This window comes from Iningainema tapete BLCC-T55 (assembly GCF_014698965.1).
GTDB classification, from domain to species: Bacteria; Cyanobacteriota; Cyanobacteriia; order Cyanobacteriales; family Nostocaceae; genus Iningainema; species Iningainema tapete.
In genome coordinates this window covers 68,280-91,730 of the sequence record NZ_JACXAE010000009.1, presented here as the reverse complement: position 1 = coordinate 91,730, position 23,451 = coordinate 68,280, and the positions used below count along the sequence as shown (strand labels likewise).

At 41.8% G+C, this 23,451-nt stretch carries 22 protein-coding genes; 12 read left to right on the top strand and 10 right to left on the bottom strand.

Features of this window, described 5'->3' with window-relative positions; genetic code table 11:
* Positions 1-35 precede the first annotated feature (35 nt).
* From ICL16_RS01320 to ICL16_RS01295, 6 genes are all read left to right on the top strand, one after another.
* Positions 36-215: a hypothetical protein gene (locus ICL16_RS01320; protein WP_190825090.1), complete on the top strand. Its 180-nt coding sequence runs from the start codon at positions 36-38 to the stop codon at positions 213-215.
* A 244-nt stretch (positions 216-459) separates the two neighbouring features.
* Positions 460-762, top strand: a complete 303-nt coding sequence (locus tag ICL16_RS01315) for a hypothetical protein (protein ID WP_190825089.1) — start codon at positions 460-462, stop codon at positions 760-762.
* A 244-nt stretch (positions 763-1,006) separates the two neighbouring features.
* On the top strand, positions 1,007-2,884 hold the full coding sequence (locus ICL16_RS01310) for a lipoxygenase family protein (RefSeq protein ID WP_190825088.1): 1,878 nt from the start codon (positions 1,007-1,009) through the stop codon (positions 2,882-2,884).
* Positions 2,885-2,888: 4 nt separating this feature from the next.
* The gene (locus ICL16_RS01305; RefSeq protein ID WP_190825087.1) at positions 2,889-4,235 is read left to right on the top strand and encodes a cytochrome P450; all 1,347 of its coding nucleotides are present in this window, start codon (positions 2,889-2,891) and stop codon (positions 4,233-4,235) included.
* Between the two features lie 30 nt (positions 4,236-4,265).
* Positions 4,266-4,814 (top strand): hypothetical protein, encoded by a 549-nt coding sequence (locus tag ICL16_RS01300; RefSeq protein ID WP_190825086.1) that lies wholly within the window; start codon positions 4,266-4,268, stop codon positions 4,812-4,814.
* Positions 4,815-4,943: 129 nt separating this feature from the next.
* Positions 4,944-5,891 (top strand): SGNH/GDSL hydrolase family protein, encoded by a 948-nt coding sequence (locus tag ICL16_RS01295; protein ID WP_190825085.1) that lies wholly within the window; start codon positions 4,944-4,946, stop codon positions 5,889-5,891.
* Between the two features lie 184 nt (positions 5,892-6,075).
* On the opposite strand, the gene ICL16_RS01290 is transcribed toward ICL16_RS01295, so the two are convergent.
* On the bottom strand, positions 6,076-6,981 hold the full coding sequence (locus ICL16_RS01290; protein WP_190825084.1) for a carbohydrate ABC transporter permease: 906 nt from the start codon (positions 6,979-6,981) through the stop codon (positions 6,076-6,078).
* Between the two features lie 157 nt (positions 6,982-7,138).
* On the opposite strand from ICL16_RS01290, the gene ICL16_RS01285 reads away from it, so the two are divergent.
* The 4 genes from ICL16_RS01285 to ICL16_RS01270 all read left to right on the top strand — a co-directional run bounded on the left by ICL16_RS01285 (position 7,139) and on the right by ICL16_RS01270 (position 8,814).
* Complete coding sequence (locus tag ICL16_RS01285; protein WP_190825083.1) at positions 7,139-7,864, top strand: DUF3891 family protein; 726 nt, start codon at positions 7,139-7,141, stop codon at positions 7,862-7,864.
* 79 nt (positions 7,865-7,943) lie between these two features.
* On the top strand, positions 7,944-8,219 hold the full coding sequence (locus tag ICL16_RS01280) for a hypothetical protein (protein WP_190825082.1): 276 nt from the start codon (positions 7,944-7,946) through the stop codon (positions 8,217-8,219).
* The gene (locus ICL16_RS01275) at positions 8,216-8,536 is read left to right on the top strand and encodes a type II toxin-antitoxin system VapC family toxin (protein ID WP_190825081.1); all 321 of its coding nucleotides are present in this window, start codon (positions 8,216-8,218) and stop codon (positions 8,534-8,536) included. Before ICL16_RS01280 ends, ICL16_RS01275 begins: the two co-directional genes overlap by 4 nt.
* 20 nt (positions 8,537-8,556) lie before the next feature.
* Positions 8,557-8,814 (top strand): hypothetical protein, encoded by a 258-nt coding sequence (locus tag ICL16_RS01270; RefSeq protein ID WP_190825080.1) that lies wholly within the window; start codon positions 8,557-8,559, stop codon positions 8,812-8,814.
* Positions 8,815-8,831: 17 nt separating this feature from the next.
* Here the strand turns inward: ICL16_RS01270 and ICL16_RS01265 are convergent, their stop codons facing one another.
* The gene (locus ICL16_RS01265) at positions 8,832-9,611 is read right to left on the bottom strand and encodes an MBL fold metallo-hydrolase (protein ID WP_190825079.1); all 780 of its coding nucleotides are present in this window, start codon (positions 9,609-9,611) and stop codon (positions 8,832-8,834) included.
* Between the two features lie 47 nt (positions 9,612-9,658).
* Between ICL16_RS01265 and ICL16_RS01260 the strand changes: the two genes are divergently transcribed.
* Positions 9,659-9,910: a CopG family antitoxin gene (locus ICL16_RS01260; protein WP_190825078.1), complete on the top strand. Its 252-nt coding sequence runs from the start codon at positions 9,659-9,661 to the stop codon at positions 9,908-9,910.
* A gap of 94 nt (positions 9,911-10,004) precedes the next feature.
* On the opposite strand, the gene aroF is transcribed toward ICL16_RS01260, so the two are convergent.
* The 8 genes from aroF to ICL16_RS01220 all read right to left on the bottom strand — a co-directional run bounded on the left by aroF (position 10,005) and on the right by ICL16_RS01220 (position 20,924).
* Entirely contained in the window at positions 10,005-10,976 is a 972-nt protein-coding gene (gene aroF / locus ICL16_RS01255) for a 3-deoxy-7-phosphoheptulonate synthase (protein ID WP_273038034.1), read from the bottom strand.
* A gap of 324 nt (positions 10,977-11,300) precedes the next feature.
* Positions 11,301-12,434: a hypothetical protein gene (locus tag ICL16_RS01250; RefSeq protein WP_190825076.1), complete on the bottom strand. Its 1,134-nt coding sequence runs from the start codon at positions 12,432-12,434 to the stop codon at positions 11,301-11,303.
* A 147-nt stretch (positions 12,435-12,581) separates the two neighbouring features.
* The gene (locus ICL16_RS01245) at positions 12,582-14,096 is read right to left on the bottom strand and encodes a protein kinase domain-containing protein (RefSeq protein ID WP_190825075.1); all 1,515 of its coding nucleotides are present in this window, start codon (positions 14,094-14,096) and stop codon (positions 12,582-12,584) included.
* 155 nt (positions 14,097-14,251) lie between these two features.
* On the bottom strand, positions 14,252-16,360 hold the full coding sequence (locus ICL16_RS01240; protein WP_190825074.1) for a GAF domain-containing sensor histidine kinase: 2,109 nt from the start codon (positions 16,358-16,360) through the stop codon (positions 14,252-14,254).
* Between the two features lie 146 nt (positions 16,361-16,506).
* A complete protein-coding gene (gene sbcC, locus ICL16_RS01235) occupies positions 16,507-19,533 on the bottom strand; it encodes an exonuclease subunit SbcC (protein ID WP_190825073.1) in 3,027 nt (1,008 codons plus the stop codon).
* 251 nt (positions 19,534-19,784) lie between these two features.
* Positions 19,785-20,129: a type II toxin-antitoxin system PemK/MazF family toxin gene (locus tag ICL16_RS01230; protein ID WP_190825072.1), complete on the bottom strand. Its 345-nt coding sequence runs from the start codon at positions 20,127-20,129 to the stop codon at positions 19,785-19,787.
* Complete coding sequence (locus tag ICL16_RS01225) at positions 20,122-20,397, bottom strand: hypothetical protein (protein ID WP_190825071.1); 276 nt, start codon at positions 20,395-20,397, stop codon at positions 20,122-20,124. The genes ICL16_RS01230 and ICL16_RS01225 overlap by 8 nt, the downstream gene beginning before the upstream one ends.
* 281 nt (positions 20,398-20,678) lie before the next feature.
* Positions 20,679-20,924, bottom strand: a complete 246-nt coding sequence (locus ICL16_RS01220; protein ID WP_337906881.1) for a hypothetical protein — start codon at positions 20,922-20,924, stop codon at positions 20,679-20,681.
* A gap of 116 nt (positions 20,925-21,040) precedes the next feature.
* Between ICL16_RS01220 and ICL16_RS01215 the strand changes: the two genes are divergently transcribed.
* Complete coding sequence (locus ICL16_RS01215) at positions 21,041-23,437, top strand: NACHT domain-containing protein (protein WP_190825070.1); 2,397 nt, start codon at positions 21,041-21,043, stop codon at positions 23,435-23,437.
* Positions 23,438-23,451 lie beyond the last annotated feature (14 nt).

The following is a 23,451-nucleotide window of genomic DNA, read 5'->3' as shown; positions in this document are numbered from 1 at the left end:
TTTGGTTACAATAGTCAGTAAAATTGAGATAAATAATGATTAAGCCTAAAAATGTATATCGTGGACACGCAATAGAAAAAGTAGGTCACGGTAAAAGAGCCTTATTTAGGACAATTATCAACGAAAAAGAGTGGTCTGCCATAACTGAATTAGAAGTAAAAACAGTCATTGATGTTTGGATTGATGAAGGAGTGGAGCCCCAACAGGACAAGTAAAGTACTCTTGACTAAACCCTGATCGGAAACTAGTAGATGAAATGTTTATTAGTAACATAAATTGCCGCAATTACCCCGATACCTTTTATAGTTAAGTTATTTTTTGTCAAGCTGCGATCGCCACCTAATCATAAAGTTTTGTAAATAATGGATGAATTTTAACGAAAACTATGCGTTTGAAACTGAGAAGTAAGTAGAGGTTTCTTTAACTTCCACAGACAAAGAAGAATTAGGGGTGCGACATATGAGGATAACAACATTATCTTTAGTAACGATTTTAGTTCTGACATCGGCTCCGACATCGGCACAACTACAAAAGCAACAAACTCATAACTTAACAGTAACAACCGAGCCACAACTAGAATCCGAAAAATTGTTACAAATATCTATTAACCAGCAACTGATCAAGTTTAATGTGCGCTTACCGCGTGTGCTTGAAGAAACACAAGCACTCAAGCAGTTTAGTACACCATATGAGGCCGAGTTTCAGAGGAGAAACGATCTAATCAGACAAAATCGAGATGTTCAAGGTTTGCCGCGCCCTTAGAGGAACGCTTGACAACTCAAGTTACAACCACAACAAACGGACGTTCCGTCACAGTTGTCCGCGCATAGGTAGTATTTCTACAATTGTAGAGACGTTCCATGCAACGTCTCTACAGATATCTGTTGATCGATGCATCAGTTAATTGGAGTGACATCTATTTAAATTCAAGTCCAAATTGTAGCGATTAGGTGGCAAGACAATATCTTTAAAGTTATCCTCAAACCAGTACAATTGAGTTGTATCCATGACTGCATCACAAAGTAATTTAAACTCAGTTACTGATAACTTAGACCCTATAAGGCAAGAATATCAGTACAACTACACGCGGATTCCACCGCTGGCGATGATCTCGGAGCTTCCTCCGAGCGAAGAGTTCTCCAAAGCTTGGTATCGTTTATTAGCCAAGGAAATACGGGTTCTTTTCCTCAATACCCTAATTACCAACCGAGGTAATCGCGGTTCCGCTTCGCTACGGGATGATGTGAGAAATTTTATCTTTGAGGTGGTGCGCGAGGAGGCTCTCACAGTTCAACTTACCATCTTTACTAAAATTCTGCAAATTGCTCCGCAGCTATTGCTCAAAAGACTATCCAATGATTACCGCGAAATTGATGAACTGTTGTTTTCAATTATTAAGGATGGTGGATTGTCAATTTTCCGAGATCTTTTCCGTCGAATTAACGATCGCCTCGACAGAGGACAACCTACGGGACATGCAACCAGCGTAGATGACTACAGAAAATTATACCCAAGAATAAATCTACCACCCATTGCTAAGACTTTCCAAGAAGACGAAAGCTTTGCCTACATGCAAGTAGCGGGCTTCAATCCAGTAATGATCGAACGGGTATATAGCTTGAGCGATCGCTTCTCACTCGAAGATACCCAGTATCAAGAGATCATGGGGAGTGACGATTCATTAACAACAGCACTCCAAGAAGGAAGACTTTACCAAGCAGACTATCAAATTTTAGAAGGTGCACTCAACGGTACTTTCCGACAATATCAAAAATACCTAAGTGCGCCAAGAGCGCTATTTGCAGTTCCCAAAGGCTCAGAGCCGTCACGGCTACTGCGCACGGTGGCAATTGAAATTGGGCATCCAGGCGCAAGCCAAATTTTCACTCCCAAATCTCCCAAATACGCATGGTTATTTGCCAAAGCCCTTGTGCAAATTGCCGATGCCAACTACCACGAACCCATCACCCACCTTGCTCGAACTCACCTGTTTGTGGGTGCGTTTGTGATGGCAACTCATCGCCAATTACCGAAAACTCATCCCCTAAGCTTACTGCTACGCCCGCATTTTGAAGGCACTTTAGCCATCAACGATGCAGCGCAAAGAGTTCTCATCGCTCCTGGTGGCAGCGTTGATCGATTGCTGTCATCGACAATCGATAACTCACGAATATTAGCAGTATTCGGAGTGCAAAGTTATGGCTTCAACTCTGCAATGTTACCCAAGCAATTCAAGCAGCGTGGAGTAGACGATCCCAACTTGCTGCCCGTTTATCCTTACCGAGATGATGCACTACTAGTTTGGGATGCCATTCATCAGTGGGTATCAGACTACCTGAACCTTTACTACTCAACGGATGAGGATGTTTACAAAGATACCGCCCTCCAAGCATGGGCAGCGGAAGTTCAGGCTTTAGATGGAGGGCGTATACCAGATTTTGGCGAGAATGGAGGGATTAAGACGCGGGATTATCTAGTTGATGCCGTAACGCTGATTATTTTTACTGCTAGCGCCCAACACGCTGCAGTTAACTTCCCGCAGAAAGATTTGATGAGCTACGCCCCTGCACTACCATTAGCTGGGTATTTACCGACATCAACGCTATTGGGTGAAGTAAGTGAACAAGACTACCTTAATTTGCTCCCACCCTTCGAGCAGGCGCAAAGGCAAATAAATTTGCTTCAATTACTTGGTTCGGTTTATTATAACACACTAGGCAAGTACTCAGAAGCACATTTTTCCGACCAGCAAGTAAAACCTTTGTTGCAGGCATTCCAAGAAAATCTTCAGCAGGTTGAAGATACCATCAAACAACGCAACGAAAACCGCCCACCTTACGAATATCTACTTCCTTCTCGAATTCCGCAAAGCATAAATATCTAAAATTATGGAAACGACAAAAATACTTAAAGCTCACGATCGCCAACTCCAGGTTTCACCTGAAATTGCCAAAGTTGGTTATGACTCTCCCAAGGGTAAGCGGCTACGCTTGCGGCTATATTACATGGATGCTTTCATCATACTGAGGGCGTGGACAGACTTTCTCAAAGTCCGTAAGCAACATATCGGTAATAAATATTACGCTGTAGACCAAGCGATTATGCATACCGATCACGCTGATGTGAAAAAACTGATGCACGTCGAGCCGCAACTACGGGGAAACGATTTAGGTATCATCAGAATATTAGCTCCCAGTTACTTGCTCAACAACCCATTAACCTTGGGAATGAACGGGAATGAACATACGGGAAGTCGCGCTGTCATCTTACAAGCTTTGCCGCAGCACAATGAAAAGACAGATATTTTAGGGCAGTTGATCGATCAAGCCTTAGTAAAAGCAGCAGGGCAAGGCAAATTGCATGTCGGAGACGATATACCTGGGATAATGGTTTGGGTATTGCATCAACTAATTTTCCAGATCTCATTATCTGACGAAGAAATTAAAGCATCGCGTGCATACATCAAAGGATTAGCTCTTGCATCCTTGCCAGATTTGATCAGTAAAATACTCTTGGCGATTAAAACTAGACCAAATATTCAACATCGCAAACGTTTAATAGAGAAATACAAACAATCACCTGAGTGGGCTGCTTATTTTGAAACAGGCGCTCAATATCAGTTGAACCCTGATCAAATTGCCAACTCTCTTTTTGATACGATTCACATTGCTGGCACAGCAGGGACAAGTGCGCTTCTGGGATCGGTAATTGGTGTTTTATGCTTGAATGACGCCTTAAGGAATGACGTAGTAGCAGAGATTAATGCTGCGTGGAATGGTTCGGAAACTCCAAATGGTTCTTTACTGGAACAGTTACAACTACTCGATAAAGTGATTTTGGAAACTGCCCGTCTCTACCCACCTGTGCGATTTGTCAGCCAACTTGCAACTGTTCCTGGTGAAGTCACAATTGGCAACCAGAAATGTCCAATCCTCAAAGGTACTCGATTGCTTGGCTCCATCTTTACCGCGAATCGCGATGCCAACAGATACGAGAATCCAGATAATTTTGACATTAACCGAGATTTTTCCGATATTTTATCATGGAACGGCAAGGATCATGAGCGTGCTTGTCCCGGCACATCATTATCAGTCGGCATCATCAAGATCTTCTGTTTGTATCTGTTCAAAAAATATCAGTGGAGTTCAATTACAGAAGTCAAGTGGGATTTCGAGAAAGTAACTGCTGTTACTCCAAATAACCTTGTTCTACAAGGCTTTACTCAGCAAAAGTGATTATACTACACCCCAATCAGAAAATAAGCCATGAGTGTATCAATTGAGATCAAGCAACTTGACAATATCGCAACTTGGATGATTTCTGTCATCCCAACCAACTTACCATCTGTTCTCAGAGGTATATTTTATATGGATGGCAATCCGCTTCCAGATGATTGTTTCACGTTCTACAACTTAGAATGGGACGAAAAGAACCTAACCTTATTTTTACCTGTATCTGCCCCACTACAATGGACTTTTCATAAATCGCTTTTGGGAGCGTTATTACTTCGTGCTGCGCAAATTTCTCGATTCACCTACAAAATCCAGTTTGAAGATGATGCTCTGCTGTCTGCCCAAATCATCCCCATTGGGTTTGGAATACCCGTACCAAGTTGGATTGTATATCCCACCTTGTGGCGAGACAAAAGTAGTCAGAATGGGAATACATGGCAACGTAAAAACGTTTGGTTTGGCGGAATTCCATATATCGGCGAATATACACTCCGCAAAATTGTGGATGAAAATGGTAATTACACGGATGCATTCAATGACATGCTTGCCGAGGTTAAAAACGATTGTTTAGTGATTGTTTGAGCAAACTAGATACCCGACTTCGTAAAAGTTGTCGGGCATCTTAAAGAGTCATGATTAAGTGCATAATTTGATTTTGTTTACACCTATTAATAATTAAATGGATCTTTTCACCTCACTAAAACTTAACTCATGATTATCAATTTATTTGATGTTGTCAATCGATATCGAGATGTCAATCTTGACGTTGCTACCGCTCCTTCAATCAAAGAACGTTCTTTTGAATCAAGTCTGATAAGTGGACTATTTAATGAAATTTATGTGTTTGGAGATAGTCTCTCAGATATTGGCAATGCTTTCGATGCTACGCGCAAAGGCTTCAAAGAGGGGCTTCCACCAGCACCACCTTACATTCAGGGACGCTTTTCTAACGGTGCTATCTGGGTGGAATATCTTGCACAATTATTAGGACTAACCTCTAAGCGAAAAACCAATTATGCCATAGGTGGTGCAAATACAGGAAACACTAATACCTTTATTCCGAACAATCCCCTGAATTTACCCGGATTGCAACAGCAATTCACCAGCTTTAAAACACAATATCCACAAGCGGATCGAGAAGCACTTTACATTATTTGGGCTGGTGCTAATGATTACCTCAGTGGTAGCTTACAGGATTCAACACAAGCGATCGCCAATCTTTCAAATGGTGTTAAGTTACTAGCTACACTTGGCGCTAAAAATATCATGGTAGTTAATTTACCTGATTTGGGAAAACTTCCCGCTACCAGGCAAGATCCTCAAGTATCCAAATTCCTAAGTGATATCACCCAGAAACATAACTCTGGCTTAGCTGAGTCACTCAAAGCTTTATCGCAATCTTTAGGTAATTGCGTCAACATCATTCAATTTGATGTGTATTCATTATTTAATCAAGTTTTTGCTTCACCACAAAAATTCGGTTTCACAGTAGTAACAAACTCTGAACTTGAACAGTTGTCTCAACTTCAGGGTTACACTGAAGAGTTTTTCTTTTGGGACGATATACATCCAACCACAGCGGTTCATAAACTTTTGGCAAAATATGCCTTTGAGGTACTTTCAGCCAAGAATAAATTATATCTGTTGGTTGAAAATTGAGACGGTAAAGGTACGTTTTTTAAACAAAGCCTAGAACTTCAGTTCTAGGCTTATAACTCAATTCGGTTAAAACCGACTAAACAGTTGCTTTTTAGTCCGTTTTAACGGACTTCAGCTATTAGCCATGTACTTGAGTACATGGCGTTCGTGTATAGAATGAAATAGCCCTGGTATTTAATTATTCCTAATTTGTTAACGGTTCTCCTGCTTTTTTGCTAAGTAATAATCTTAAAACTGATAGTCCGAAAATTATCAAAAACAACACCAGCCCAATTGTACAAGCATAGCTAATTTCTGAGTTTTTAAATGCTTGTTCATACAAATAATAAACAATTGTTTTCGAGCTATTTCTTGGTCCACCTTTAGTCATGATATAAACTTCTTCAAATACTTTTGTCGCAGAAATTGCTGAAATTACCGCAACTAATGCTAGATAAGGTTTCATCAAAGGTACGGTAATATCCCAGTGTTTGCGGATACCATCTGAACCATCGATCGCAGCTGCTTCATACACATCACTAGGGATAGATTGCAACCCAGCCAGATAAATCACCATATAGTAACCCAATCCCTTCCACACCGTCACAGCCATCACACTGTAGAGGGCAAAGCGCCTGTCGGTGAGCCAGGGAATTCCTTCCGGAACAATGCCCTTGAGTAGTTGATTGAGTAAGCCGTTTTCTGCATATAGCGATCGCCAAGCAATTCCCGCCACTACTATTGAAATAATCACAGGCACATAATAAGCAGCTCTAAACCAGTTGATCCCGCGTAGTTTCTGATTGACTAAAATTGCCAGTGCCAAGGGAATAATTACTAAAATCGGCACTACGCACACGAGATACAGCAAGGTGTTTACTAAAGTTTGCCAAAAAACTGGGTCACTCCACAAACGCTGGAAGTTGGCAAAACCTACCCATTGCGGTTGTTGAGTTATATCGTATTCGTAGCGCGTAAAGCTAAGTAAAAACGCTTGTAGAGCGGGTAAAAATACGGTTAAAACTAAGAGAACTAGAGCAGGCAATAAAAATAGATAGGGAGTTAGTTGTTGTTGGCTGGGAAGCCAATTTTTGGACGTAAATATACTCATAAAGGCTTTTTTTAATTCTGTGGACAGATGGTTTCTCTACTGAAGTTCCGCAAGATATAGTATGCGATCTAATTCATTTGTCGATCTTCATCATAGAACCAGGGTGGCATCTACAAAAAATTAGAGTTAAGGTAAGATTTAATACATTAGAAAAGCTATGATTGTTAACCAAGACCAGAAAGGTTGGGAAGTAATTTACCATCGCGCCCATGCTTTACTTGCGGCGGAAATTGCCGGACATTGGCATCCCAATCAACGTCCATTACGCTGGCTAGAGACAATCGCCGCAATTTCCCATCACGACGATTTGGAAAAAGAATGGGAAGGTAATCACCTGACAGAAGCAGGCGCACCACTCGACTTTACCCTACAGACGGAAACCGATCTAAAAAAGATACAGAATCTTGCGCACAACGCCCGATATCGCGGACGATGGGTAGCAATGTTGATTTCTATGCACCTCAGCTTTCTATTGGAGGGTAAACGCGGAGAGTCACCAGAATTGGATCGCTTTTTAGACGAGCAACTACAGCATCAAGAGCAATGGCGTCAGGGGTTGAATATTACAAAAGACGACGCAACATCCGCTTATGCGTTTTTTCAATGGTGCGATCGCCTCTCCCTGATCCTCTGCAACCGCATGTTACCTGCTGGTGAACGTGCTTTAGAAATTGCCAAGACAGGGGATGGTCAACGCTATGATGTGCTGGAGCGTAGTGATGGCACTGTCACTGTCATGCCTTGGCCCTTTCAAGAAGACCAGTTTACTGTCAAAGTGGAAGCTTGCTATCTAGAGCAATTGAAATTTGACAGTAACGACGAACTTACAGAAGCGCTACAGACTGCACCGATAAAAACATTAGAGTGGAATTTTGTCAAGTAGCTCTATAGACATCTTCACTACGCTAAACTTGTTTAGAAAGGATTGCATTCATCAGTATTGCTGTTAGGAGGGTTATATTGTGGCGATCGTGATTGAGTTGAAACCAGAGATTGAAGCTCAGTTGATTGCTCAAGCCGCATCTGCTGGTATATCAGTAGAAGAATTTTTGCAAATGGCGATCTCCGGCTTGTTGAGTGCTTCACAACCATCAGTAGTGCCTACCGTTCTTTCTCCCCAGGAACGCGCTCAAGCATTTGTCAAATGGGCAAAAAGTCATTCGATACAGGCACCACCCCTCTCGGATGAAGCAATCAGTCGTGAGAGTATCTATACCAGAGAAGATGAAATGTTATGAGTTATTTGGTAGACACAAATGTATTACTACGGAGTGTTCAAGAAACTCATCCAATGCATGAAGCTGCTGTTGATGCAGTGAAGAGTTTGCTTGAGCAAGGTGAGGAACTTTGTGTCATTCCACAGAACTTTATTGAGTTTTGGGTTGTTGCTACACGTCCTACTACAGTTAATGGGTTGGGGCTATCTGTTACAAGAATCATATACGAATTAGCTCAATTGAAGAGTCTTTTTACATTGAAGCCAGATAATTCAGCAATTTTTTTAGCTTGGGAGAATTTGGTCGTTAAGTATCAAGTCATGGGAAAGCCGACGTAGAAGCAGCGGTTCCAAACGCTTTGAACAGTGCGAGCTTTTTCTTCGCTGATATTCAAAACAACCAAGTAGACATGGCGGGACTAGCTATACTGCGCTTGATTGCAGCACAAGGAGAAGGGGCAATAGTTAGCAGCAAAACTTTATCACAACAATTGTCTGATACGGCAGACAACGCTCTAAAATTACTATTGCAACGCGAGTTAATTGAGGAAGCAGGCGACGGCTTTCGCTTCCAAGTAGAGTTGATTCGGCGGTGGTTTGCCCAATCCTTGAGCTAACAGAATCTGCAAACAACTTAAATTGTTAATGTTCGCTTGGATAATTCTAATTCAAAACGATCGCCACTTTTCGGTTCAATTACCCGTGTGGAAAGGTGATTTTTCTCTAGTAACAGACGAAATTCCTCAACAGTTCCCATAGGATGAAGGAGTTTCGACAACAATCCCTCAAACACCACATCTCCTCCTGCCGCTGTGGGTAAGATTACTTGAGGTTGCAACAACTTCGCCACTTCCAAAGTGCTGTTATTTCCTTTAATAATTGAACCTAGCAAAGGCAGTTCTATGCTAGTAATCGGTGTAATCACCACATCAACTGGTGCATCTTGCTTGAGTTGTGAGGAATGATACCCGTGAGGCTCGTAGTAGAGAGTAAAACCGCTCTGCAAATCCTGGAGTAAATAACCATTTTCCAACAAAGTAGGTCCAATGGGTGATCCGGGAGTAGCTTTAATTTTTACACACTGATTTAAAGTGAAGGTTTCACCATGAGCAAGTACTGTAACCTGAGCGTAACCCAGCTGCTGTACTACCTTGGCAGCATTGGCAGAAGCTACAACCGGAATATTGCTGTCAAGCTGCTTGAGTGTTGGTGGATGAGCATGATCTTCCAAACCTTGGGACAGTAAAATTAAGTCAATGTTCTTTGGTATTGAGTGTTCTTGCGATCGAGAAGCTTTAAAAAACCAATCCAAATTACCAAAAGTCAACGAACCGACTAGCCAAGGATCAATTAGTATTCGTTTTCCTGCGATTTCAATTAACCAACTGTTACTGTCTAAGTACGTTAAGTGCATAACAAGAGCAAAAATAACACCTGTCTTTATTATCAATGGAAAAACCGATGAACATTCAAAAAATTCCCCAAACTGATTCTATACAAGAGTTGGCTCAATTCTGGGATACGCACGATCTTACTGATTTTGAAGACCAGTTAGTTGAGGTTACAGAACCCATTTTTGAACGAGAAACTTTGGTGCAGTTTCGCTTGCAACCCACTGAAGTAGAAGCAGTTAAAGAGGTTGCTAGATCGAGAGGGATTGATTACGTTGATTTGATTCGGGAATGGGTTTTGGAAAAGGTTCAAACTGCTTAATTATGAGAGCAGTGGCGAGTAGAAGCAATTTAACATCGGGCTGCATCAGCCTGTAGATCATGGCTACAGGCTTATAGCTGCCCTTAGGGAAATTTTATGCTGCCGACAAACAAATAGGGGCAGGTGTTAAACCCGCCCCGAATGTTTCTGATATACTGCGCCCAACAGATGCTGCTACAGGGTTTAAGCTATGAACTAAATTCACCATATCCTCTAAAGACAGTGCTTGACGTGCATCAGAAACTGATTTTTCCGGTTCTGGATGACACTCAATAATTAACCCATCTGCCCCACAAGCAACTGCAGCCCTAGCCATAGGTGCTACTAATTCCCGTTTACCTACTGCATGGGAAGGATCTACAATTACTGGTAAGTGAGTGATTTGCTTGAGTGCTGCCACTGCTCCTAAATCTAGGACGTTACGGGTGTAATTATCGAAGCTGCGAATACCTCTTTCACATAGCACTACATCTGGATTGCCGTGGCTTAAGATATATTCTGCTGCCATGACGAATTCTTCAATTGTTGCCGCTAAGCCACGTTTGAGAAGTATCGGTTTACCTGCTTGTCCTAAAGCTTTGAGTAAATCGAAGTTCTGCATGTTGCGGCTACCAATTTGAAGCATATCAGCATGGGCAGCGACTATTTCAATTTGGGTAATGGACATTACCTCGGTGACGACTGGGATTTTGTAACGCGATCGCACTTGAGCCAAAATGTCTAGTCCTTCTTCTCCCATGCCTTGGAAGGCGTAGGGAGACGTGCGGGGTTTGTAGACACCGCCGCGCAACGCTTGTACAGGCGCAGCCGATAGATTTTCGGCTACTGTTTCCATTTGCTCGATGCTTTCAACAGTGCAAGGTCCACCGATAATCACCAATTCTGTACCACCGAAGGCGACACCCTCTCCTAGATTGACAATTGTTTGATGGTGAGGATGAGATTGTGCAGCTAGTTTAGCATTAATCATGATTGAATTCTCCTTTTTACAGTTACTGTTGCCTAATTTACAAAAAAGCCCGGAACTTAAACTTTCAAGTTCCGGGCGCTCAAGATTTCTCTGCATGACGCTATTTACCCGGAACTTGATCTGGGCCAAAAGTAAAAGCCATAAAACCAGCTATGGAAATAGGTCGTCACCATGAGATTCTCCTGAAAAAAACAAAAACCGCAGAGTTCGCTCTGCGGTTCACCGGGTGGTTTCCGTGAGGAAACTTAATTCACTCCCGGTGAACCACCCTAAACCAAAAATAAAAGTAGGAACTATAACGGATCATTTGTCTGGCGCTCTGCTAGAAAATTTGATTTATACTTATGTACAATGAAGATAGCAGACAAAACCATCCGCGTCAATAGCTTCAGCTAAATCCAGTAAGTTTCTGGAAATTACTTAGAAGTTGTAACCAATACCAAACCGTAGCCCAACATCAGTGTCATCAAGGAAACCAACGTTTAAACCAGCATTGGCGGTAAATTCATTTGATAAGCGCACATCGACACCGCCAGTCAGCAGAAAGCCGATGTTGCTATCTCCACTTGTGGAAATTGCCGCTCCTGCGCCAATGTAAGGAACAAAATTTATTCGTTGTTCGCCAAAGTCTGTGATTGATTGCAGTGGATAGTCAAATGTTACAGGTAGAAGAATCACAGCATCGTCCTTCACTAAAAAAGCAGGACGAAAAGAGAAGTTATTTGTTAAACCAATTTTACCAAAGATAGTGAAGGCACTTTCCCCCAGAGTTGTATCGCCATCTAATCCAATGTTTGCACCGATCCCAACATAGTTAGGGGTTAATCTAACTGGTGACAGTCTTGATGCTGGTTGTTGTCTTGGTGGTGTGGGTGTCGGCTGGATTGGTGTGATAACTGGCGGTGTTGGTTCCGGTGCCGTTGGTAGTGTTGGTGTGATGACTGGCGGTGTTGGTTCCGGTGCAGACGGTGTGGGTGTAATGATGATTGGGGTTGGTTCTGGTGTTGGTTGTGTTGGTTCCGGTGCAGATGGTGTGGGTGTATTTACTGGCGATCGCCTTGGCGTTGGTGTGGGTGTATTTACTGGCGATTGCCTTGGCGTTGGAGTTGGAGTTAAGGTTGGGGTTGGGGTTAGGGTTGGTGTAGTAGGTGTTGGTGTTGGGGTTGGCGGTCTGGTTGGAACTGGTACAGTAGGTGTTGGTGTTGGGGTGGGGCTAAGCGGATTTTCTGGCGGTGTGGGGGTGAGGGGATTTTCTGGCGGTGTGGGACTTGGGATTGAAGTTGGAGATGGGGTAGGGCTAAGAGGGTTTTCTGGCGGTGTGGGGTTGAGGGGGTTTTCTGGCGGTGTGGGACCTGGTGTTGAAGTTGGTGTTGGGGTGGGGCTAAGCGGATTTTCTGGCGGTGTTTGGCTGAGCGGATTTTTCGTTGTTGGCAATTGATTAACAGATGTAGATTGCGCTAGGGATGGTAGTAGACAAATAGCTACATTTGTAATACCTAGTAAAGAAGTTTTCGAGAAAACTAATATCAGTTTTGTCAGTAATTTTTGATTCATTTCTCACTCCTCTAAATATCAACACACCAAATACTAAAATCAACCTATTAAAGGCTGGTACTTGAAGTTAGAAAGGAAACCACAAAAAGTAAACGTATTAATTATATGGCTTATAAGACTATATTCTGATATAATATTCCTGAAAAATTATTGGCAACTAAAAGCCTTTCCTTGCAATTTTCCTTGCTGCCAAATTCCACTCGAACGCGAACCATCTTTAGATATCCACGTACCTTGACCATCAAACTGGTTGTTTTTAAATTCTCCTACATATTGACAACCATTTTTCCAAGAATATTTTCCTATACCTTGAAAAGAATTATTCTCAAACTGACCTAAGTAGCGCTCACCATTTCCACGAGTCAAGTTTCCACAACCATTGAACTTTCCATCTTTGAATTCTCCATCATATCGAACAACACCACTAAACTTGCGATCGGGAAAGATCATAATTCCTTTACCTGTCGGCGATAGAGATGAATCGTTTGGAAAACCATAAACTGTGACTGGACCAATTTTCCTCCCTGAATTACTTGGTAGAGGTGGTATTGGTATTTCTGGGCAAACCAGTTGTACATCTTGTACATCATCTGTAGCTTGTACTGTATCTTTGGTAGTTTCTTCGGGTTCGAGTGTGGGTTGTACCGAACTAACTACGGTTTTTTCCGGTTCGGGTGTGGATTGTGGCCAAAAACTCATAAATAGCAATCCCACTCCAAGTAGCATACCTGCCCCAACTACAGCACCAATTAAAAATTTCTGGTTCGCTACCAATTCTCGGATTATGAAATTTTGTGACGGCTGTTGTAGCGGTGATGGCGGCGGGAGTAGTGGTGATGACGATAGCCCTTTGAGGGCTTGCAAAGCTTCGGCTGCTGTTTGATAACGTTGATTAAAGTGATAGCAGACCATTTTATCTAATACATCTGCCAGTTTCGGGCTAACCGAAACCAAATTTCGCCAAAAAATTTCACAACTGCCACTATCTCTAGGCAGATCCTGAGGTTTGATTCCTGTTAAAGCATAAATTCCTAGCATCCCCACGGCATAAACATCGCTGCTTAATTTAGGCAGCCCATTTAATTGTTCGCTGGGCATATAGCCAGAAGTCCCAACAATAACAGAGACGTTTGTTTGCCCTTGAGCATTAACTACTAATCCACTAATTTGTTTAACAGCGCCGAAGTCTATCAACACTATCTTGCCATCTGTCTTACGACGCATTAAATTTTGTGGTTTTATATCTCGATGAATAATATTTTGATTATGAATAAATGTGAGAACTTCTAAAACTTCCTGTAATAACTGTGTGACTTCAGCTTCACTCCACCTCTTCCCAGGAAAAATTTCCTCACTTAAATTGTGTCCATCGATAAACTCTTGTACTAGGTAAAATTCCCCTTTTTCTTCAAAGTGAGCGAAAAGCCTGGGAATCTCCTTGCAGTCACTGCCTAATTGATATAAAACCTTTGCCTCTCTGTCAAATAATACTCTGGCGAGACGTAAATATTCAGGGTTATGGCTTTGCTTGAGATTTTTGACAACACATACAGGATGATCGGGTAAATCTAAATCTTCAGCTAAATAGGTAACTCCAAAGCTACCGCTTCCTAAGAGACGGGTAATTTTATAGCGCTGGCGGAGAATTTGACCGACGAGCATTACTAGTTAACCAATAATAATATGAATTATCTTTAATTTTGCCACATATAACCTTATCTCCTAGCTATCTGTACCGTAAGGCAGCAGACACAAGTCAGTCGCTTCTCAAGAGTCACGCATTCAAAAGTCAAAATTATTACGGATACGCTGATGTTTCAACGGGAACAAGAGCTAGTTTGACAAATGGGAATTTCAATGCAAAACTCAGTTCCTTGCCCTGGCTCTGAAGTACAGCTTAAAACACCTTGATGTTCTACTACTATTTGATAGCTAATAGATAAACCTAAACCAGTGCCACTGCCCACAGGTTTGGTAGTAAAAAACGGATCGAATACTCTTGCTTTGATATCTTCACTCATTCCTACACCGTTATCTGCTATGCGCACACGTACATGACGAGGAGGAGAAACTTCTGTGCGAATCCAAATAGTGGGCATGGGGTATGGGGAATTGGAAATTTTCTCATTTTTGATTTGCCATTCCCTATTTGTCAAAGCATCGATCGCATTATTAATAATATTCATAAATACTTGGTTAAGCTTGCCTGGGTAGCACTCGACAGCAGGCAAGTTGCCGTAATCTTTAATAATTTGAATTTCGCGATGGCGATCGCCAAACTTGAGTCGATGCTGTAATATTAACAAAGTGTTGTCGATGCCTTCATGGAGATTGACGCTTTTCAAATCAGCTTCGTCTAAGCGAGCAAAATTTCTCAGAGAAATAACAATCTGGCTAATGCGCTGAGCGCCTACCTGCATTGATGTTAAAAGCTTGGGCACATCCATCAACAAAAAGTCCAAATCAATATGATCTGATAGCTGTTGAATAGTTGGTGCAGGTTCAGGATAATATTCTTGATACAGGTGCAAAATATCTAGCAATTCTAGTATATACTGGTTAGCATGTGCTAGATTGCCAGAGATGAAACTAATAGGGTTGTTAATCTCGTGAGCGACACCAGCAACTAATTGACCTAGCGATGACATTTTCTCACTTTGAACGATCAAACTTTGAGCTTTTGTCAGTTCTTCTAAAGCTTGCTGCAACTTTTGACTGTGTTGCTGGGCGACGGCAGCAGCTTCTTGCGCTTGAGCGTAAAGATGAGCTTGAGCACGCTGAGCAGCAGTACGTTCAGCAATTTCTACTAATAATTGTTGATTTGCTTTTTTTAAAGCCTTTGTTCGTCTTTCTACTCGAATTTCTAATTCTTCTTTAGCTTGTGCGAGATGCTGCTGTGCTAATGCTCTTTCTAAATGTAGCGAGATGGCAGCGACGGCAGCGCCAAGCAAATCTATTTCTAATGCCTCCCACAAACGTGCTTCTACACAATTGTCAAAGCCAATAAAACCCCAAAATTGGTTGTTCACCTTTAAAGGCAATACCAAGATGGAAAGAGTTTTTTGCCTACTAAGAATTTCTCTTTCTGATTCTGGTAACTCAGCAACGATGCTAGCAATGATTTCACCTTTTCCTAAAACTTCTGCCCACCGAGGTAAAACGGATGCTAAGGTAAATTTTTCTGCTGGGTTTGCGAGCGCATAAATATCTTGAGCGTACCACAGGTAACTTTGACTACTCAAAAAGTCTCTATTCGGAAAATAGTAGTTTTCAAATAGATAAACGCGACTCGCGCCGGAGGCGAGTCCTAGTTGTTCGATAATTTGTGCATAACAATTGCCATCACTATGCTCGGCAAGCAGCAGTCTTTGCACTTCTACCAGTGTTGCTAAGTAGCGTTCCCGTTTTGCTAATGTTGTTTGTGCTTTTTGACGTTCACTAGCTTCCAATGCTAAAGAGATTAAATCAGCAATGCAACCTGCAAAATTTTGTTCTGCCAAAGTCCACTGGCGTATTGTTCCAGTATGTTCATGACATATCACACCAACCATTTCACCTTCTTGCCAGATTGGTGCATCTAATAAAGATGTTACTCCCAAAGCCGGAAGATATTCTACAGCAAATTCGCTAGTACGAGGATCTGTATAAGCATCGTGAGCAGCGATGGTACGCTGTGTTTCTAAGGCTTTGAAGTATGCAGGATAGCTAACTGCTTTTAGCTGCATACCAGACGTGTAGCGGTTAAGGCTTTTTTCGTAGAGTTTAAGGCAGTGAATTTTAGAGCGATCGCTATTATATAACCACACACTCACTCGCTCTACTTTAAGAGTATTGGCAGCTGCAAATGTAATTTCGTCTAAGGCACTATTCAAATCACCTTGAGTTAAGGTCTTACTTTTTGTTAGAGTAAATAACACATCATTCATTGGTACAACTGTTAGCAAGCACAAATGTCTGTGCTGCTATTTTATAGTTGAAAAACCAATATAGCAGCACGTTAATGAAATACAGTTGTTCGTTCCAGCGTTACGGATGAAATCTGTGTGGATAATATCAGTATTAATACTGGTAGTTAAATCAACAAACTGATTTGGGAACCATCCTGAGTTTTATTCACCTCAATCCGAGCTTGAAAGGCTTCTTTGAGGTGAGGCATGTGAGTAACAGCGAGTATACAGGCGAAATCAGCAGCGATCGCATTAATTGCAGCAATCAGGCGATCACATCCTTCTGCATCTTGTGTACCAAACCCTTCATCAATAATTAGTAGTTGCAACGCCGCCCCTGCTCGCTGCGCCAACAATTTCGCCAAAGCCAAACGGATGGCAAAATTAATTCTAAAAGCTTCTCCTCCAGAGTAAGTTTCATAAGCTCGTGTTCCTCTGGCATCAGCAATTACAATATCTAAAGTCTCAATTAGCTTAGCATTTTTCTTTGTTGCCTTACCACTCCGCCCCGCCTTTTGTGTGACAAATTGAACATGCAATTGATTAGCACTCAACCGCGATAAAAGTTGATTTGTCTCAGCTTCTAATTGAGGTAAAACATTTTCAATCATCAATGACTGGATACCATTTTTACCAAACGCTTGCGCTAATTCCTGATAAATACGGTATTGCCGCTTTGTTTCTTGGAGTTGTTGCAGTTGTTGCTCATACTGAACTTGTAGCATTTCTAACTGGTGAGCAAGCTGCTGTAAGCGTCCAAATTGGGTGATTTGTTCATCAAGTTCTCGTCTACGTGTTGCCATCTGCTGCTCTATAGCTTGAATTTGCGCAGTTGGGTTGGCTACTTCTTTCATTTGATTGACAAGACTTTCGAGTTGACTCTTAAATTTTTGCCGTTCACTTAATCTTGCCTGTAAAGATACCTCGATTTCTTGCACTCTTCTACTTAACTGTGGATATTGCTGTTGCGCTCCTTGCAGGTGTTGATAGCGTAACTGCCAAGATTGAGCTTGACGTACAGCCATACGTAGTTTGTTATGCTGTTCTGTGTTGTAACCAATAGACGCAATGCGTTCCTCCAGAGCAGCTATTTGTCTGGCACAGTCTGAGTTGATTTTCTCCTGTTGAATTTTGACTTGTATTGCAGCAATTTGTGCTTCAATTTCTGGTTTTCTTACTGCTATCTGCGCTTGTCGCTTAGCCGCATCTTTAACCTGCGAGAGTCTAATCTCTGCCCACCGCCACCGTTCAACTTCATTCCGAGCTAGAGCATGATCTTGTTCACTATAATTGAGTTGTTGCAGATATTGTTCTAGGTGTTGTAGTTCTGCTTGTTTGTCATGAGCATAATCACCAACTTGTAGACAGCGCTCTAATTGCTGCTTTTGCGCAACTATTTGTTGTAGTTGTTGTTCAACATCAGTTGTAACTTCTAACTGTGCTGCTAGTTGACCTCGTTGTTCACGTAGAGTATCATAAGGGGATAAAAGTTGCGATATTTCCCGGTATTCTTGGCGAAGTACTTGAATTTCTCTATCAGAAACTGCCATTCGTTCCCGGATTATCCATAGTTCGTCCTCAGTGTCTTTATACTCTACTTTAGTTTTATCCACTACGCGATTCCAATGATGTTCATCTAAAGGACGTTCACACAAAGGACAAATAGCATTGGGATTCTGGAGCATTTGCAGCTTTTGCTGTAATTCTCCTAGTAGTTTTTCATACTCCCGTTGATGATCTTGCAAACGTTCAATTAAGCGACGCCTATCCTGTCCTTTTTCCTGTACTCGTTGTAGATAAACCCGTTTTTTCTCTAGTTCTTCAATTTGTACTGCTACTTCCATTACTGCTTGTTGCAGTTGTGGTTGGCGTCTTTGTTGCCGTTGCAGTTGGTTTTCTGTGGCTTGAATTTGTTCTAGTCGTGCTACTAAACTAGCATGAACGCGATCTATTTGACTTTGCAAATTGGAGCGCTGTTGTAGGAGTGGTGATACTTGTAATTGTAATTGATCGAACCGAGCAACACGCTCTCGTGCCGATGCTAGTTGTGCTAAAGCTGCTTCTACTTCATCTGATTTACTCAGAGTTTGCTGAACTTCTGACTCTTGTTGCTCTAAGGTTTCTAGTTGGGCTTCTGCGTGTTGCAGTTGTCGCTCGATATCATTAATTTGTTTGGTAAGTTGCTGTGATAAACGTTGACGCGCTCCTTCTGCTTTGGTGTATTCTTCAAATTTAGTGGCAAACGTTTCTTCTTGAGATTGGAGAATTTGATATTGATTGTATCCGGCTTGAATTTCTGCTTGCACAGAAGTGAGTTCTTCTAGTAAGGCTCGCTGGGTGGTAATTTCTGAGTGTTCTTGTTGGAGGCGATCGCAATCTGAGGTAAGATTCTGATATTGCTGCCTGACAAAGTTAAGTTGTTCTTCCCAGGTTTGGCGTTGGTGCTGCACAACTTGCAAACTTTGTAATTGGATGTTGTCAAATTGTTGTGTCTGTTGCAGTTGGTTAATTTCTGTTTCTAGCTCTGTTCGTTGTTGGGCGATGGTAGAGTGCTGCTGTAGTTGAGCTTTCATCGTCTCGAGCGATCTTTCTAGCTCTTCCGCTCTAGCTTTAAACTGACGAGACAATTCTTTTGCCCGTTCTTCCAACTCATCATATTGATTGAGTTTCAACAACTCTGCTAAAATCTCCTTGCGTTCGCTGGGGCGTTTGAGCATGAATTCATCTGCTCGACCTTGACGCAGGTAAGCAGAATTAATAAATGTATCGTAATCCAGCTTGATATGTTCTAGAATCAAATCTTGTGTCGCCCTTACGCCTTTGCCCGTAATTGCGCGAAACTCATTTGGTGTTTCTACTTGAAATTCTAACGCACCACTACCACCTCGTTGGCGAGTACGAATAACTCGGTATTGTTGCCCATTGGTTTGAAAGATGAAATCTACCCGAACTTCTTTTGCGCCAGTATGAATCACGTCATCTTCTGTTGCTGCTCTACTTTCACCCCAAATTGCCCAAGTAATCGCTTCAAGTAGAGAAGATTTACCAGCGCCATTTGCTCCGCCAATGCAAGCCGTATGCAAACCGCGAAAATCTAAAGTTGCATCACGGTAACTGAGGAAGTTTTTTAGAGTTAATTGTATTGGAATCATTCAGAGTTTGACACCACACCTAACTTTTAATAAATACAAGTACATATGCTCTATTCTGCCAGTTTTACTACGTAAAAATCAAGTTTTTAGCTTTTTATCCAGCAAATTTACAAATATTTACAATAAATTGAATAGATTTTTCTTAGTAGGCTAAAAATTTTACCAAAATCGGATTCAAGTTAAACTTTCTTGACGTTCAACCTGCTTTTACTTGCTTGAATTGGAGACGAAAATGAGGGTAACAGCAAATTCTATTCATTTATATTCAAGACGACAGCCAAAACTTCGCTAATTTCTTGCATCGCTACATCATCCATTCTTCCCAATTGCTGGATGAACCTTTCTTGTGAGATTGAGCGCACTTGAAAAGTGTCAGCAGCGGAAAGTTTAGTCAATCCATTTTCTGCACTTTCGTCTATTTGTACCATCCAATCTCTAATTGCATAACGTTCTTTCCATTCAGTAATAGGGACAATTACCTTTAGTTGTAAAAGTCCCACTGTTTCATCACTCACAATCACTACTGGACGAATCTTGCCAATTTCATCACCAACTGTAGGATCAAGTCGGACAAGCCAAACTTCACCTCTATGCATCGGTTTTTACTCCGGCTCTAAGAGCTTCTTCTTCAGAAGCGTAATAGTCTTCGCTATCAGATGACCATAAATCATACAGTGCACCTCCTGGCATATAATCTGGGATGGCTTTCTCAACTGCTTCCCTCAGTCGCTTCTTCTTCTCGGCTTTGCGTTGTGCCTTTTCTTCTATCTCTTCGCGCATCATCCGAGAAGCCGCTTCGATGATTTCCAATCGTTCTTCAGTTTTCATTTGCTTGAGTGCTGCCAAGATTTCAGTTTTTGTCATAAGTTTTTCGCGCTTACAGGTTAGGGTGGAATCGCACTATAATATATAGCAATTCTAAATGATTTACGAAAATTCTGTAGTAGAGAAGTAACATGTAACCTCTCGGAGTGAGCGATCGCTGATTAAGCATGTAGTAAAAAATAATTATGTGTCAATTCAAACCCTTGTAGAGACGCGAAATTTCGCGTCTCTACCTACATTTTCACCAGATGTCTATTCTAGACGCACTTCAAGTATTCAAACCTGCGATCATCGCGGGTTTTTTAATCTAGCCGTGACTTCTATTCTTCAAAATTTTTGCGATAGTGTGGCTTTTGCAGTAACCAGTCTAAGTAAAGCACTAAAATTTGAAGTTTAAACGAAGTGACCAGACGTTTAAGATTATCATCACTTAGCACCCACTCCCAAAATTTTTTCAGTAACAACTCTAAGATAATCTCAGCAGACTTTTCCACAATGACAAGCAAGACGAGAGAAATTACATCAACGCACATGGCGATAACCTCATTTGGATTCAGTAAATCCACTGTCTCAACTACATCTGGGAGATTTCGCTCAAACTTAGGCTGACATAGCCTAACATTGCCTTACATAACTGTAATTCTTAGCTATACTGGCTTTTATGAGATTATGAGTTTAGCCAATGCAACCGTTACCGCGTGATTTTTTGACACAGATGGCGCGTAATTATCAACTTTCTCCAGAACAGGAGGTGGCTTTTGTAGAACTGTTTAGTGGCGACAACGATGACGAACTAGAAGTTGCAGAAGCACTTCATATCTCTCACAATGCCTTTCGCACTCGCATGACAGGAGTTTATGCTAAGTTTAGTATCGGTGGTAAAGGACCAGGTAAATTTTATCGGCTGCACAATTTCCTAGTTAAGGAGTATCAGAAATCAAATCCTACTACTTCCAAAAAGGAAATAGACGTAGATGCGTTAGTGCAAGAGGTACGTGACAAAATAAAACTCAGTATTCAAGAACGCTGTGGCACGATGCGGGTGCTAGATATGACTCACCCCATCGGTTTGAATGATATCTACACTAACGTCAATATCCTAGAGAAAATCACCGGACGGCGGCGGTTAAAAATTGATGAACTTCTGCAAGAGTTTACGAGCGAGGATTTCGAGCGCTTTGGACTGGGTAGAATTACTGAAAAACGAGTGCCTGGACTGGAGGCGGTCAATAAATATCCCAAGCTGATAATATTGGGAAAGCCGGGGGCAGGTAAAACCACATTTTTGAAATACCTAGCAATTCAATGCATTGGGGGTGAGTTTCATTCTCATCTCGTACCGATTTTCATCACCCTTAAAGACTTTGCTGAAGCAAAAAATGAACCGGGATTACTGGAATATATCACTTTTCTTGTGGAGCAGGCATCTTGCCTGCCAGAGACAAAGGGCGCTCCGGATGCCCACCCCACAAATACCTCATTATTAATTGAACAATTGTTAAGTCAGGGTAGAATGCTGATTCTTCTTGACGGCTTGGACGAAGTTAGACAAGAGGATAGCAGTCGCGTTTTGAAGGAGATTCGGGAGTTTTCTGACCAATATCTGGACAATTACTTTGTCATGACCTGTCGCCTTGCAGCGCAGGAATATACTTTTGAGAAATTTACAGAGGTTGAAGTTGCAGATTTTGATAATGAACAAATTGTCACCTTTGCAACTAAATGGTTTCAGGGTAAAGCTGTAAAATCAGAAAATTTTATTGAAAGACTTAATGATAATCATAGAATAAAAGAACTTGCTACTAGTCCGCTACTGCTGACACTGCTTTGTTTGACATTTGAAGAGTCAGGAGATTTTCCGGCGAATCGTTCTGAGCTATATAAAGAAGGACTGGATGCTCTGCTGAAAAAATGGGATGCCAAACGAGGAATTTATCGTGACCAGGTTTACAAAAAGCTATCAATTCAACGGAAAGAAGATTTACTTAGCAAAATTGCCCTAACTACCTTTGCAAAAGGTGACTATTTCTTTAAGCAGAAAGTAGCGGAACAACACATAGTAGATTACATTCTTAATTTGCCTGAGGCCAATACTGACTTAGAAGCATTGCAACTCGATAGTGAAAGAGTTTTGAAGTCAATTGAGGCACAGCACGGGTTATTGATGGAACGAGCCAAGGGGATTTATTCGTTTTCTCATCTGACATTTCACGAGTATTTCACTGCTAGAGAAATTGTTACTGTGAAGCAGTCATCAGAGGAGGTGTTACAAAATCTAGTTTGTCACATCACTGAGAAAAGCTGGCGGGAAGTATTTTTGCTAGCGGTTGAGATGCTGCCTAATGCAGACCATTTGTTGCAGTTGATCAAAGACAAAGTAGATGCGATCGCTGCGAGTAGCGCTCAGTTGCAGCAGTTCTTAGTTTGGGTAAATCAGAAATCTAATTCTGTAGAAGTTCCTTACAAGTCAGCAGCTGTTAAAGCTTTTTACTTTACCCTCGCCTTAGACTCCCACCACGTCCTTATCAAAGTTCGCGGTCAAGCACTTTACAAAGCCCTCGATTTCGATAGCAACCACTATCCCGCCCTCGCTCTTGACAGCAACCTCGACAGCATTCTCAATCTCGCCCTCGACCTTGACAGCATTCTCGACACCGCCCATGCTCTTGATCGCTTCCTCTACAACGCCATTTCCCTTACCAGCCACCTCGATAGTGCCCTCGCTAGCGCCATCGATGACTTCGACGCTGAATTCCATCAATCACTGCAACAACTTAGAATTCAACTCCCTCACCTTGAAATTGATTGGGAGGTACGCAAGCAATGGTGGAAAGCCCACGGTCAAGCCTGGACGAAGAAATTAAGAGCAGTGATTATTGAATATGCTAATATTGGTCATAATTGGCAGTTCAACAAGCAGCATAAGGAATTACTTCAGCAGTATTACGATGCCAATGTCTTACTGGTGGAGTGCCTAAATAGCGATTGTTATGTTAGTCGTGAGGTACGGCAAAAAATTGAGGATGAGTTGTTATTACCGATTACTAAGATTGAGAAGCGTCAGCAACAAATTGTGTAGCGGATGTAGCGGAT

Excerpts from the sequence above, each read along its gene's own strand:
- ICL16_RS01320 (WP_190825090.1), top strand. The coding sequence starts at position 36 with ATGATTAAGCCTAAAAATGTATATCGTGGACACGCAATAGAAAAAGTA.
- ICL16_RS01315 (WP_190825089.1), top strand. The coding sequence starts at position 460 with ATGAGGATAACAACATTATCTTTAGTAACGATTTTAGTTCTGACATCG.
- ICL16_RS01310 (WP_190825088.1), top strand. The coding sequence starts at position 1,007 with ATGACTGCATCACAAAGTAATTTAAACTCAGTTACTGATAACTTAGAC.
- ICL16_RS01305 (WP_190825087.1), top strand. The coding sequence starts at position 2,889 with ATGGAAACGACAAAAATACTTAAAGCTCACGATCGCCAACTCCAGGTT.
- ICL16_RS01300 (WP_190825086.1), top strand. The coding sequence starts at position 4,266 with ATGAGTGTATCAATTGAGATCAAGCAACTTGACAATATCGCAACTTGG.
- ICL16_RS01295 (WP_190825085.1), top strand. The coding sequence starts at position 4,944 with ATGATTATCAATTTATTTGATGTTGTCAATCGATATCGAGATGTCAAT.
- ICL16_RS01290 (WP_190825084.1), bottom strand. The coding sequence starts at position 6,981 with ATGAGTATATTTACGTCCAAAAATTGGCTTCCCAGCCAACAACAACTA.
- ICL16_RS01285 (WP_190825083.1), top strand. The coding sequence starts at position 7,139 with ATGATTGTTAACCAAGACCAGAAAGGTTGGGAAGTAATTTACCATCGC.
- ICL16_RS01275 (WP_190825081.1), top strand. The coding sequence starts at position 8,216 with ATGAGTTATTTGGTAGACACAAATGTATTACTACGGAGTGTTCAAGAA.
- ICL16_RS01265 (WP_190825079.1), bottom strand. The coding sequence starts at position 9,611 with ATGCACTTAACGTACTTAGACAGTAACAGTTGGTTAATTGAAATCGCA.
- ICL16_RS01260 (WP_190825078.1), top strand. The coding sequence starts at position 9,659 with ATGAACATTCAAAAAATTCCCCAAACTGATTCTATACAAGAGTTGGCT.
- aroF (WP_273038034.1), bottom strand. The coding sequence starts at position 10,976 with ATGCAGAGAAATCTTGAGCGCCCGGAACTTGAAAGTTTAAGTTCCGGG.
- ICL16_RS01250 (WP_190825076.1), bottom strand. The coding sequence starts at position 12,434 with ATGAATCAAAAATTACTGACAAAACTGATATTAGTTTTCTCGAAAACT.
- ICL16_RS01245 (WP_190825075.1), bottom strand. The coding sequence starts at position 14,096 with ATGCTCGTCGGTCAAATTCTCCGCCAGCGCTATAAAATTACCCGTCTC.
- ICL16_RS01240 (WP_190825074.1), bottom strand. The coding sequence starts at position 16,360 with ATGAATGATGTGTTATTTACTCTAACAAAAAGTAAGACCTTAACTCAA.
- sbcC (WP_190825073.1), bottom strand. The coding sequence starts at position 19,533 with ATGATTCCAATACAATTAACTCTAAAAAACTTCCTCAGTTACCGTGAT.
- ICL16_RS01230 (WP_190825072.1), bottom strand. The coding sequence starts at position 20,129 with ATGCATAGAGGTGAAGTTTGGCTTGTCCGACTTGATCCTACAGTTGGT.
- ICL16_RS01225 (WP_190825071.1), bottom strand. The coding sequence starts at position 20,397 with ATGACAAAAACTGAAATCTTGGCAGCACTCAAGCAAATGAAAACTGAA.
- ICL16_RS01215 (WP_190825070.1), top strand. The coding sequence starts at position 21,041 with ATGCAACCGTTACCGCGTGATTTTTTGACACAGATGGCGCGTAATTAT.